Origin of the sequence: Vibrio sp. 10N.247.311.47, from assembly GCF_041467535.1 — a bacterium.
GTDB lineage: Bacteria > Pseudomonadota > Gammaproteobacteria > Enterobacterales > Vibrionaceae > Vibrio > Vibrio crassostreae_C.
The window spans coordinates 1-13090 of the sequence record NZ_JBFSUR010000039.1; the positions used below are offsets into that span (position 1 = coordinate 1).

The 13090-nt window shown below is 42.5% G+C and carries 8 protein-coding genes; 3 read left to right on the forward strand and 5 right to left on the reverse strand.

Features of this window, described 5'->3' with window-relative positions; translation table 11 throughout:
- Nucleotides 1-526: 526 nt before the first annotated feature.
- Nucleotides 527-2076 (reverse strand): IS3 family transposase gene (locus AB6E51_RS20595; protein WP_372140085.1). Its coding sequence is split into 2 segments (ribosomal slippage): nt 527-1608 and nt 1608-2076, totalling 1551 coding nucleotides; the frame shifts between segments, so codons are not numbered across the junction.
- A 50-nt stretch (nt 2077-2126) separates the two neighbouring features.
- Here AB6E51_RS20595 and AB6E51_RS20600 point away from each other — a divergent pair.
- Nucleotides 2127-2375: a hypothetical protein gene (locus AB6E51_RS20600; RefSeq protein ID WP_372140087.1), complete on the forward strand. Its 249-nt coding sequence runs from the start codon at nt 2127-2129 to the stop codon at nt 2373-2375.
- A 114-nt stretch (nt 2376-2489) separates the two neighbouring features.
- Here AB6E51_RS20600 and AB6E51_RS20605 read toward each other — a convergent pair whose 3' ends face one another.
- The 4 genes from AB6E51_RS20605 to ltrA form a co-directional block, all read right to left on the reverse strand.
- Complete coding sequence (locus AB6E51_RS20605; RefSeq protein ID WP_372140089.1) at nt 2490-6755, reverse strand: hypothetical protein; 4266 nt, start codon at nt 6753-6755, stop codon at nt 2490-2492.
- A 464-nt stretch (nt 6756-7219) separates the two neighbouring features.
- Nucleotides 7220-8155, reverse strand: a complete 936-nt coding sequence (locus tag AB6E51_RS20610; protein ID WP_170960250.1) for a nucleotidyl transferase AbiEii/AbiGii toxin family protein — start codon at nt 8153-8155, stop codon at nt 7220-7222.
- Between the two features lie 2 nt (nt 8156-8157).
- Nucleotides 8158-8562 carry a DUF6088 family protein gene (locus AB6E51_RS20615; RefSeq protein ID WP_017103705.1) on the reverse strand — a complete coding sequence of 135 codons (405 nt, stop codon included), beginning with the start codon at nt 8560-8562 and terminating at the stop codon, nt 8158-8160.
- Nucleotides 8563-9186: 624 nt separating this feature from the next.
- Nucleotides 9187-10659, reverse strand: a complete 1473-nt coding sequence (gene ltrA / locus AB6E51_RS20620) for a group II intron reverse transcriptase/maturase (protein ID WP_372140091.1) — start codon at nt 10657-10659, stop codon at nt 9187-9189.
- A gap of 308 nt (nt 10660-10967) precedes the next feature.
- Between ltrA and AB6E51_RS20625 the strand changes: the two genes are divergently transcribed.
- Together AB6E51_RS20625 and AB6E51_RS20630 are read left to right on the forward strand one after the other, a co-directional pair.
- Complete coding sequence (locus AB6E51_RS20625; protein WP_102333785.1) at nt 10968-12008, forward strand: IS110 family transposase; 1041 nt, start codon at nt 10968-10970, stop codon at nt 12006-12008.
- Nucleotides 12009-12866: 858 nt separating this feature from the next.
- Entirely contained in the window at nt 12867-13019 is a 153-nt protein-coding gene (locus tag AB6E51_RS20630) for a DUF4113 domain-containing protein (RefSeq protein ID WP_240697755.1), read from the forward strand.
- The last annotated feature ends 71 nt before the right edge of the window (nt 13020-13090 follow it).

Genomic DNA, 13090 nt, shown 5'->3' on the forward strand with positions numbered 1-13090 from the left:
GTAAAAATAGATTGCCGATGTAGTTCACTCATCGAAGTGAACACACAATGGGGCACTTCCGAGTTACGAAGTGCCATCTGTGAAGGTTCTGGACAAAACCTTGCCAGTGCTTTTGCTAAATTAGAAAATCATCAATAACTACAGGTATGGCAAATTTACTTGTGAAGAGCTAGTGCGATGAGTAACATCACACTAGCAAAAGTATTGGTTTATGTTAGGTGCGTACTAAGTGTCGTTACGTTAAATAAGCAACGCTATAAAACGGACAAACAAATCCCAAGCAGCTCGCATATATCCATCATCATAATAAATCCCTCTCAATTATTTAATATTTCATAAAAAACAGAGTAGGGTGTTTTTATGTACTCGACCATTTAAGGTTCAATAAAAGAAGAGATGATCACACAATCAAGGTGAAATTTTAAAATCATTGCAACAATTTGCGTATTTCGGTGATTGCGATCGCTCGTTTCCGCTATTTTTCAAGCAAGTTGTCGTCTTTTTTACAATTTAGTAACGTGAATGATTACGCTGCACACTTTTCAGGGTTCAAGTACACCTCATCGATATAACTCCAGTCTCTCGTTTGCCGACTCCATCTGCCTGGATGAGTCAATTGAGCACGTCGGTAGACTTGCATACGCTGTCGGAGAATTTCATTATCCTCGCCGCAATGCCTCTGCTGAGGTGTTACATACTTTATGCCACTGTGTTTATGCTCATTGTTATACCAATCAACAAAATTACCAACCCAACACCGAGCGTCTTCAATGGAAGAAAACCCATCCATTGGCCATGAAGGACAATACTTTATTGTTTTGAACAACGACTCAGAGTATGGGTTGTCATTGCTCACTCTTGGCCTAGAGTAAGAGCTTGCAACCCCAAGGTCATACATCTTTGCAAGCATGGTGTAACTTCTCATAGGAGCACCGTTGTCAGAGTGCAAAGTAATGTTGCCTTGCACACACTTTTCCCGCCATGTTGTTCTTTGGAGTAACTCCGCTGCATATTCGCCTAGCTCCTGATCATACACTTCTGCACCTACTACTTTTCTACTGAAGATATCCATTATCAAATAGAGGTAATAGTGCTTCCCTCGTATTTTCGATGGCAGATAACTGATATCCCAGCTCCATACCTGATTTGGTTTGCAGGCTTTTTGAACCTTTGGTCGAGAAGGACTTGTGCCAGCTTGATTACGAGTTCGCTTACCTAGCTGGTTGTTTGCTTTTAATACACGATAAAATGTGGACTCTGAGGCAATGTAAATGCCTTCATCAGCCAACATTGGAACGATGATATTCGGAGGTAAATCGGCATACTCTGGTGTATTGCAGATATCTAATATCTGCTGCCTTTCGGCTTCTGATAGCTTATTATGAGGTTCGTGCTGCCGAGGATGCTGACGCATATCACTTGTGATTTCGGCAGAGTTCCGTGTCCAACGCTGGAACGTTCGTATTGATAACCCAACGGTGGAACAAGCCTTTGTCTTTGTTGCCCCTTTACGTACAGCTTCATCAACAAGTGTGACTATTTTAAGCCGCTCTGAGATAGGAATCAGTCTTCCTCGTTGATTTCCCAGAGGGCATTGAACTTTTCCCGCAAAACCAGTAGCGCAGCCGTTTCAGCAAGTGCTTTCTCTTTACGTGCCAACTCCTTCTCCAACGCTTTTACCTTTCTGCGTTCCTCACGTAGTTGCTTATTTTCTTTGTGTGACATTGAAGTCGATGTTGCGCTCTGCGCCTTGATAGATAGTGCTCGCCAGGCTTTAACGTCATCGACAAATAACCCTTTAGACCTACAGTATTCAGCTAACTCGCGTTCAGACATTGTTGCAGTTTCAATCACTATGAAAAATCTCTGCTCCGCTGAATAATCAATAGTAGTATTTTCTAACGTCGGCTCTGTAGACAATAGGCCACTTTCAACAAGTTCATTTCTCCACTTAGATACCACGGAAGGACTCACATCTAATTCTTTAGCAATTCTTCGATGAGACCAATTATATGGTGGTAACAACCAAGTTTGACCTTTTGTTTTCACATCAATTGGAACTGGATTAGCTGGCATAGTTATCTCCTTAAAAATCTAGACGACAACTATGCTGACACAGGGGGGAAATGACTGATCGGAATGCTCCGAAATATGCAGCCAAGGCGTTCATTAAAGGAGTAAAAGAAGGTAAGTCAACCGTCATCAACCTGGCCGTCAATCAAGTGCTTGGGAGAGATATTCACCCGAACAACTTCCGAGTTTCATGTAAAGCTCTTGAAGAGTGTGAACTGGTTATGCGCAAAAAAGTGGAGCTAGATTGGTACATCAATATAACGCCAAAGGGGTTTGATAAGGTACTCACTTGGCTTGATTAAACGATGCTTCTGAAACTCATTTTTGGACAAAAGTAAGTTGGAGTTTTAGCTCTAATATCATCGAGTTGCATAAAGAAAAGTAATTTTAATTTGCTTGAGCAAAAGTGATTTCGTCTATTTATCAGAGAACAGAGCCCTCTTCGCCAAATCGATTACTATCACTTCTATAGCATCTATGCCTGAATATTCATGTGAAATCTCTAACCAGTAACATTTAAGTGCAGCTGCGAGTTCATCCAACCCGACTAGACTCCCATTGAACAGCCATTTTTTGGTCACGTTTTGTGAGACCAGTAGAAACACGCCACATCCGGCACTTTCTTCTCGAAGATAATCTCCTGCCAACTGATTGCGTAGTCGCTCACAAAGGTCCGGTCCGCTCCACTCTTTATCTAGTAGTTTCAATTCGATAGGTACAGGTGAAAGGACATTGGTATTGTGCAGCCAGATATCCATACGTTGGCCATTTGCAAGTTCAGGCTCTTCTGCGATCGTATACTTGTTGTCACAACGCTGTCTTAACCAACCTGCGATTAACGTTCGCATCTCTGTTTCCCCCTCTGCACGCTGCCAAGTAAGCCAAGGACTATCATTACCTCGCTCTAACCAGTTCTTCAACTCATGCAGCCGATGGACAGCCAAATCAAAAAGCTGACGATGCGTTGTCGGCTTAATACATTGCGACTTGGCGAACTCTCTTACTTGCTGCTCAGACCAAGGTTCGAGATCACCGTCTTTTTCAGCATGCTTATACGCTTGCTTTGCCATCCAAGGGCGATAATCTGGATTAGGGTGATCATGGATTAGCTGCTTGATTGCTGTATAGCTTTCTTTACCTGGTATTTCTGATAGAAGGTTAAACAGTCTATCACGTGCATCTTGTGCGTCATCCCGTAGCTCTGGAGAGAACACTTTCCCACTAGTTCGGTCGATGTCATCTTCTACTTTAACGTAGCTATGCATCAGGGAATAAAGTGATTTCAAATGTTCTGCTGTACGGAAACAACCAATATTGGGGTTTGTATAACGCGAACTTCGCCCCCCCATCAATGCTGTTATAAAAATCTGCGCTGCACGCTTTGCTGTATCGTCATCTAGTTCTGATAACCATTGTTCAACTTCTAAGATGCCTTTCTCTGGGTAACAATCTACACGGAGTGCATACCACCAAGATATGTCATCTGGATTGCTCGTATTAGAAAGTTGCTTGATAGCCAGAGCTGATAGTTTCTCAGGTTCTATCTCTCCATTGACTAAAATTTTCAGACAGTACTCTCTGATAGATCTACGGTGACCAGGGTTAATGTCAATCCAGTTGAGAATAACAGAAGCTATATAAGGGTGTAGCCAAGGTGCATGATATGTTAAATCATGTAATACCCTAGTCGACTCTGTCTTTTCGAGTTCCCAAACCAATTCTTTAATGACCACTTTTTTGACCAATTGTGGAAAGGCTTTGTGCATCCGTTCCAACCATGTGGGGTAACCGTTTAATTCCCAAAAAATATAGCGTAATGAATGCCGAACGTTTTCTTCGCTTAGATTCAGGGGGAAATCAAAAGATTCAGCGGCATCAATTTCCAATCCAGCCATCGCAAAAATAAGAGAGTATGGCGTATTGTTTTCCTCCCACCCCTCTGAACGCAGTGGTGGTTTGTATTGCGACCAATGTTTGATCGCAGCTTTACGATACCCCTGAGCAACAGCCTCCCCAAATTCAGGTATCAATGCCTGCCAATCAGTGTAACCCCAGCGGCTAGTTCCCTGGTTAAGTTCTTGTAGCTCCACCATCAGCCAGTATTGATCCCAGGAATATTCACCTGGCTCAAGGTTCGGAGAATTATGAATTCTTTCTGGGTTTGCTCGTAAGTCTGCTATCCATCTTTCTCTGTCTAGCTTTTTTCGCTCTTTTTTTTCAGTAAGTTTACGCTGGCGCTCGGCTGCGTTTTTTTCGTATTTTTGCATCTCTTTTGATACAGGCGGTTCGAGCAATGTGTTCAACCGCTCTCGTAGAACAGGTTCATCAGCCACGGCATCTCTTAATAAAGCGAGAATGTTCTCTGATCTGTCAGTTTGCAAGTAGACTCGAAAGGCGGTACTAAGCGCAACCAGACTATCATCTTCCAAAGAGCGGATGTGCATGTAATTGAGAAGTCTCGGGAGACTAGTCGTATCAAAATGCCAAAAATGACCAAGCCATGAAACAGCCCAATCATCCGTTACCTTTTTGTCTGAATTTGAAATCTCAATATTTCGAGCATGTTGGATACTGTTCCAATAAAGCGAATCATTAAGCTCGGGCCAACTAGGTACAAGCGTCTTCAATTCGTCCTTATGCTCAGTGCAATCATCTCCACGCCAAAAACGTAGAGCTGGAACTTTCAACAAAATAGATTGCGATTTATTACCGAGAGCTGCATCGTGGCGTGCTTTAATCAATCTTTCTATCGCATGCATAGCGATATCTAACAACCATGCATACTCTTCTGAAACGTGGCATTCCTTACGTTCAACAAATGGCTGTCTTTCTAGATAAGAGTCCAAGCCCTCAACTAGTTTAGGGAGCGACTCTAGGCACATTTTCTCTACATATGAATGAAGCGCACCACGCAGAGCACTATTTTCAAACCGTTCATAAGCCGGTAATTTACCCAGCGATATCAACAACTGCTCAATACTATGACTGTTGGTGTCAGCTTCCTCTACCAACTCTAAAAGCAATTCTCTTGGAATCTGAGCATCATTTTCATTTAGTTTTAGCCATAGATTTTGTTTTTGCTCGAATGAACCACAAGTCATCACAGCACGTGTTGAAGCAATTCTTGCGTAGATATCTCGCGAACTATTTTCTGCAATGTGAACCAAAGAGAAAACACAGGAAGACATTTCACCTTGCCATACCAACCTGCCAAGGAAGAAGATTACATCGTCGTTATCGCTGTATCTTTCAATAAGCCGTAGTGTATTTTCCGAAAGGTCAGTGTTAGCAATCCTAGCAATAGCATTATTATCTCGAGCTGAGTGGTCATCTTTATTCGAAGAAATCCGCTGGACAATGTCTGCTAGAATATTCGCTCTTTCCTGAAGTGGTAATCTTGATGGGTCGCCACCCTCAACGGCAATATCGGGGTTAATATTTAGCGCTTTGAATCTAATTTCTGAATCAAACAAAATAAGCCATGGCAAAATTGGACGTAGCAGCGGAGTAATAATTTTCTCACCGTATTGCTCGCGGAAAAACAAAGTTTCGATTAAATAACGACTATTACCGAGCTTCAATAGTCTATCAAACCACTCAGCCGCAAGTAGTTCACGCACATCTCTGTGTCTAAAACGTACAGCTCCGTATATAACGTCATTAAAGATCCCACGTTCCAGTAACGCACTGACTTCACTTGGATCCCAATCGAAAAGCACGGTTTCTGCATTGATACCTGGTTTGACAGGTGCTGAATCGGGAACATTAATGCCAGCTTGGCCAGTAAGTACAACAGCGGCAGCCAATCGTTGTGCACCTTCTCTTAACTTCTCTCCATTGACAGGCTGAAGCTGGGCACGATCAACGTTATGCTCATCACGAAGCCGTTTAATAATGTTATGGCGAAGAAGATCTAGGCGACCACCTAATTCACTTCCCTCAGCCCACTTTGCTAGAATACCGTCAAGATCAAATGGCCGTTCTGCTAGACTCCAAAGGTTGGTTCGCGCAATTTCATTGATTAAACGGTCAATATCCTTTGCTGAACGAGTCATACAAAAGCGGCGAACTCTCTCTTCATCCAAGTGACGCAGAGTATAAACTTTTAGTGAACTCTGTGCTTTGACTGCCTCATTTTCTTCGACTTTATCTACTTCCGATGAAGATGGAAGAAAGAGCCACTCATCCATTAACCTTCGATCTTCTTTAGGTCGCCAGCTATAAGGGCGACTGGAAACATATATATGCGCTCTGTGCGCGCATTTCTTTATACCTTTCGCAAATTGTCGAATAGCTTTTTCGAAGGCTCTCGGGCTTGCGAGCCTTGCTTCATCGACAGAGTCTAAGAAGAACCATGCCTCGCTGGTCGAATTCAGCCATAACTGAAATTGGCTTTCTTCACCAACATCGAAGGCCTCATAAAAATCTCTATCGATATCTTCGATACGAATGAAGAAAGCTGCTTTCCCTTGGGCCTGGAGTATTCTTGCACGTTGTCGAAACTCCTCAGTCTTTCCTGCACCTGCCTCAGCTAAAATGACACAACGAAACTCACAGTCTAAATCATCCCATGAATTAGGTTTACCATACCCCCAACTAAAAGAAATTTCGTCTTTTTCTGCATCCTCATGACTTTTGGGCACAGGTGAAAACTGCCTGTTTAATGGGATGTGCTTTTCCATATGTGTTCCTATCAAAGAGACTATTTACAGAGGGGGATGGATATTTTCGTATGAGCTTAACCCGCAAACAGCCATTCCAAGCTAAAAAATGATTAATAATCAATTGTATAATAACAGAAGACCTAATTATTCAGCATAATTGAATATAAACTGAATTCACATTTTAAGATTAGAATTACTCATGTGGGAAAACAGACACCGTAACTGACAATGGGGCACTTCCGAGTTACGAAGTGCCATCTGTGAAGGTTCTGGACAGAAATGAGCTGGAGTATTCGCTCGCAAGCGCCTTCTTCGGATAACTTAAATTTGGGGAAACTATCAATTAGCTTAGTAAGCTCATCAACCACATCTTTAGAGCTATGTGGTTAATGAGATAGAGGAGGTAACCAACTTAGACTTTTTCAGCATAGTGCCCCTACAACTGGGAGTGTAGCCAAAAAGCAGCAGTAGGCATCGGAAGGTTAGCTAATAAGCTGCTCTGAAATACCTTTGAATGAGGCAAAACAGGTATCAAAGTCATGTGGTTCTGTGTTGTACACCATTGGGGCCACAAACGCGTCAAAACGTTTACGAAACTCCTCGTTGGCTTCTAGCTCTTCTAATCCCAGCTTTAACTCATTACGTGGATCGTCGACAAACTCCTGATGTTGATTTCCATATCGCTCCTTGTCTTCTTCCAACACGGTATCAAACATCGGCTTTAACACGTCCATATCAATCGTATGCTCTGCGCTAATGCAGTGAACATCGTAGATGTGACGAACCAATGTTTCGTCATCCTTACGCTTTGGATCACGCTTGACTGACATGGTGCGGCGTAACATGGAAAGCACTTTTTCAACCAACGTCGAATCAATGGAAATACACGACATAGCGCTTACTTCGGCAGGTTGCGTGTAGCTCTGTGCTACCAGCGATGAAATAGAGCGAGATTCAACGCCTTGAAGTTCAATGGTTTCGATGAGCTCAAGTTTGATATAAGGTCGTAGACACGGTGCTTGATGGTATTGTTGCGGGTACTCTATTTCGATTTCGACATAGCGATACTCATCGCGTACCGTTTTATCACTGTAATTCAGATAAGGGTGCTCAACTAACCTCGCAATGAGGTGTTCGACTAACGCCTTACGAGCTCTTTTCTTCGCACCTGTGCCTTTGTCGAGAAATTCCTGAGTTGGAATCAATTTTATGTCGACGTCTTCAGACATACGCAGGATCTTAATGTTGGACTTGGCCAAAGCTGTTCCACCTGAAAAAACGAGCCGGCGGTGCTCACTTTCCACGTTTTCCAACATGGCAAGCAGTGACACCACCCAATAGTCCTTTTCTGTGATCGATGGGTTACCTAAGTCGAGGGCATCAGAGACTTCAAGAAACTGCTTTTTTAGTTTTGGTATGCTCATTGTCGATTATTCAATACTCTATTACCAACCTTAAGGCTGCGGTTGAAATGCTTAGAATCCCACGTGTATCTGATAGACGCTGGTATTTGAGTGGACTGTCCATTGATGCTCTTCAATGACATGGCATCCATCTCAAAGTCTACACCGCGCAATTTTAGGACCTCACGCATGATTGCGTCAGTACCACCGGGGTTCATTGGCATCGGTTTATTAGTTAGGCTGTTGATCGTTGACTTGGTGTATAAGCCATATCCGATTTTCATCAGTACACCTTTATCCACAAGTTTTTTCAAGACACGACCAATTTGGTCATAGCTCGCATAGTTGTCGAAATCTTTACGTTCGAACACATAGCGGCGAGAGCGTTTTATCTTTTGATAAATACGGTCAGTTGCTGTCATAATTCACCCTCCTACATAGTGCTTGATCTTAGTATACTTGAGCCCATCGTTATTTGAAATATTTACGGCATCCATTTAAGAGAAAATACGACGTGAATATTTTTATCATCAACTTATGATTATGTTTTTATTTGATTTTTTCCACTTACAAATTAACGACCTGCTTTAGGATTTATAAGCGACCTAACTCTAAATCTAACCTTTATATTGGAGTAAATGGCTATATAGCGCGTGACTACCGAATGAAGCTCATGTGCACTCACTGACAGGGAGAGGAATTATTAGTCTTGGGCCTTTTTTGACCTGTAACCTCGTTCGTAAGGTTTTAAAACAATCAGTGAGCAACACTTTTGTATTGGTTGGTTGTACGCTCACGGATCGAGCTTCTACTGCTGCCTTTACTTAAAACGCCACTAATTATTGTGTACTTAACTTTACATTAAAGGCATGAAATAAATTGAGCCAAAAAGTAGCTTCTGAAAATGTTGCGAACATCAGCCATAACACGAAATGGTCGGGTAGACGACACTTGTTACCAAGTGCCGTCCCCCTAAGAACCCAGCGTGCAACTTTCACTGCACTAGGCTCAAGCCTTCACGAAGGCATCGTTTGATACCCAGCAACTTATAAAGCAGCGAGAGTAGGCTCCTTCCAAGAGTTGCGAGCTTGCCTTTTTGACTTTCTCTTAGCCAAGTATTCTTGGTGTTGAGGGTCATATGGTGTCGCTGCACTTCGGATTTTTACATGTCTCTCGATCGGTACTTTGGCTATTTGGAAGAGATTGAACTGGCAATCCATATCCATGATCTTCTGCCAACCATGAAAATGCCATTGGCCTTTTCGGTTGACGAAGTATTTAAGGGCCACCCAAGTTTTGGATTTTGTCGGATGACGCCTCACTGCCCAGTACCATAATGCAAGAAATAGCTTATGACCTACATATCCGAATACCTGTTTAGCCACGCAATGGCGATAATAATTAGCCCAACCCCTTAATTTCGAATTTATCAGTTTGATAAGATCGTTTACAGAGGTTGTTGCATGCTTTTTGATGAGTTCGCGCAGATTACTCAAGAACAGCAATGTGTTAGATTTACTCGGTTTAATGAGCAATTTCCCTTTGTACTTTCTGTGATTGAACCCTAGAAAGTTAAAGCCGTTATCGATGTGTGTAATGTGCGTTTTCTCTTCGGATAATGTTAAGCCTCTTTCCGCTAAAAATTCAGCGATCAACGGTTTGATATCGTTCTCCAACACTTCCTTTGAAGCGCAGGTGACGACGAAATCGTCGGCGTATCCAATGAAATTGGCTCTACTACCCTTTTTGAGGGCCGTAGACTTAATATGCTGCTCAAGTCCAGCAAGAGTCATTAGCATCAAGGTTGGTGATATTATCCCACCTTGCGGTGTTCCCTCATCGGTGCGATAAAACAGACCTTTGTCCATAAAGCCAGATTTTAGCCATTGTTCCAACATTCTCTTATCAATAACGATGTTATCAAGAAGCCATTGATGGCCGATCTTGTCGAAACAAGCTTTAATATCCCCTTCAAGTACCCATTTAGCTGATTTCTTTAATGCCAAACATTTGAAACACTGCCCAACTGCATCGGCAGTACTGCGATTTGGCCTAAATCCATAACTATTGGGGTCAGCAAGCGTTTCCGATATAGGCTCTAATGCAAGAAGATGGAGGGCTTGTTGCGCTCTGTCTATCATGCATGGAATTCCCAATGGTCTGAGCTTGCCGTTCTTTTTGGGGATGTAGATACGCTTGAGCGGTTGGGCTTTGTACGCCTTTCGACTCAATTGATTGACTGCTTTTATGCGGCGTGCATCTGTGTTCCAGATGACACCATCTATTCCAGGCGTTTTACTACCTTTATTTTGAGATACTCGCCTTACTGCAAGAAGCTTGGCTGAGCGAGAATGGGTTAGTATCCACTGCAAGGCTTTCGCTTTACCGTGTTTACCTTCTCTAGTTGCCTTTGCGATACGCATCTGAAGCTTTAATACATGCGATTCAATAGGTTTCCAGTCGATAGACTGCCATTGAGCGCTGTCAGGAGAGGCACTGATCTCTTTAGAAACCATCATTTGCGTTTCTCCTTAAATAAAGTTCTTCAAACTTTCTCGCAACGAAAGACCAGTCGGAAGTGGGCTCACTTTCGTGACCAGACACGAGTCTGTATCTGCATCGTTACAATGCAGCCTTCGCTTTCTCCGACCTTCTTTACCCGCATCGCTATCGGCCACAAGGGCTTTCCCATAGGGAGCGATACAGGCTTACCCTGTTTCGTATGTTACGTAAAATGTCAACTTAGATGCCCACTCTAGATGTATGGACTCCTCTCCCCTCGGGGACTACGTTATAAATACACCTGTAAAAATAGTGGAGCTCAGATATGGAAGAGAATCTAATACTTGCCATCGACCTAGCGAAAAACTCATTTCAAGTTTGCTATATGAGAATCAATGGTGAAGTTCTCATGAACAAAGCTATCAGCCGTACTAGTTTGATCAGACTGCTAACTGGAAAGAAGAAGTTTTCTTTAGTGGTCATGGAGGCTTGTGGTGGTGCTCATTACTGGGCTCGCTTAGCGAAGAAAAATAATTATGAAGTTAAAGTCATCCCACCTCGTGCAGTTAAAGGTCTACAACTCAAACAGAAAACGGATAAGAATGATGCTTATGCGATAGGAGTTGCCGCTCTACTTCCTCATATATCTAGTTGCAGTCAGATGTCTGAAGAAGAGCAAGGACTACAGTGTTTGGATCGTGCTCGGGCATTACAGATAGCCCAACGAACAGCACTTAGTAATCAAATGCGTGGGTTCTTAATGGAATTTGGCATCGTTTTGCCCAAAGGAATAACTCCTTTAGCAAAACGGATCCCAGAAATATTAGAAGATGCAGAAAATGGGTTACCAGATTGTTTACGCCAAGTACTCGCATCTCAATCTGATTTATTAGCTATGTATACAGAACAAATAGAATACTACGACGGTTTAATTACAGAGCATGTCAGTCAAAATAAAATCTGTAAAAAGCTTAGTAAACTAGAAGGAGTTGGGCCAATCGTAGCATTAGGTCTAATGGTACGTTTAGGTAATGGTAAAGAATTTGTTCGAAGTCGAGATGCGTCTGCTTGTATAGGATTAACGCCTAAACAACACTCTACTGGCGGTAAAGAGCGTATAGGGCATATTTCTAAAAGTTGCGCAGATAAGCGTTTGAGAAGCCTCTTGTATCAAGGAGCAATGTCTATAGTGTACAAAGTTACACTTCGAGCACCAACAACAGAAAAAGAACGGTGGTTAAAATCTATGATAGAGCGACGTGGTAAGAAAATAGCTGCTATTGCTCTGGCAAATAAGACGGTTAGAACCGCCGTTGCACTCATAAAAAGTGATAGTGAGTATCACCCATTGGCGATTCAAGCATAAGTAGTGTCAATCAAATTTTAATTCAATGACTTGCATAAAATAAAGCGATAATACAACCAATGGAATTCAGATCCGCACAAAAGTACTTAGATACTGCGCTATAGACTCGGACCATTGGAGCGAACACATCAAAGGGCAGGAGTAGCTCTCCAATAAGAGCCCGTATATAAGTGCGCAACTATCGTTCTATTTTAAAAGGCATTGATTAAAACGAGGAGTCCATATAAGTGCGGAGAGTACTTTGATCACGAAAGGCCAATGCCCAACTCCTTTCCGACTCTCGTTGCCGTTTTGGCCACAGCGTAATAACCACTTCCGCTGCTTCATCATATAACGCACCTTTAATGGATTCACATACGTTCATCATATTGACTCCCTAGCACTTACCCGAATTGTGGTTTTCAGGAGGAACATCCTCTCACGATTTTGTTCCCACTCAGCCTAACGGCTAAGTTTCGTTACATTGTCAGATCCGCTGCTTTATTCAGGATCCTAGGGTCATCTGGTGATACAGATGGTTCACTCTTGTCGTGGTGAACAACGCTTCATACGACTTCAGGTCGCACGGGCACTTCTGAGTTAGAAAGTGCCACGAGTAAAAATTCAATCTGAGAAGATTTTGGGCATAGCATTCGCCAATACATCTCCTTTTGATGCAGTTCCTCAACGTTTTAAAGAGACTTTACAGTTTGAATACCCGACAAGTGACACGACTAAGTTAACGTCGGCGATATCGTTAATGGCTGAACGATTATATCGTGTGGGTGTTTAATATTATAAAATAGGTGTCGGTGCCATTGGGCTTGTATCGGATAGACAACGACAGATTTATTTTCATCCCCTGCAAACCCAGCACTGATGCAAGCTTTGGATGCAGTCAATACTAAATTCGGTCGTGATGCCGTTTTTCTAGCTGCTCAAGGAACAACACAACATTGGCAAATGAGTCGTCAATTTTTATCGCCTCAATATACGAAAAAACTTAAAGATCTGCCTAAGATCCAATGTTGACCGATAAAGCTTCCTAATGAGTGTTGTATTGGATTTCAAGCTTTTTGTATTTACTTTGAAATACTTAGCTT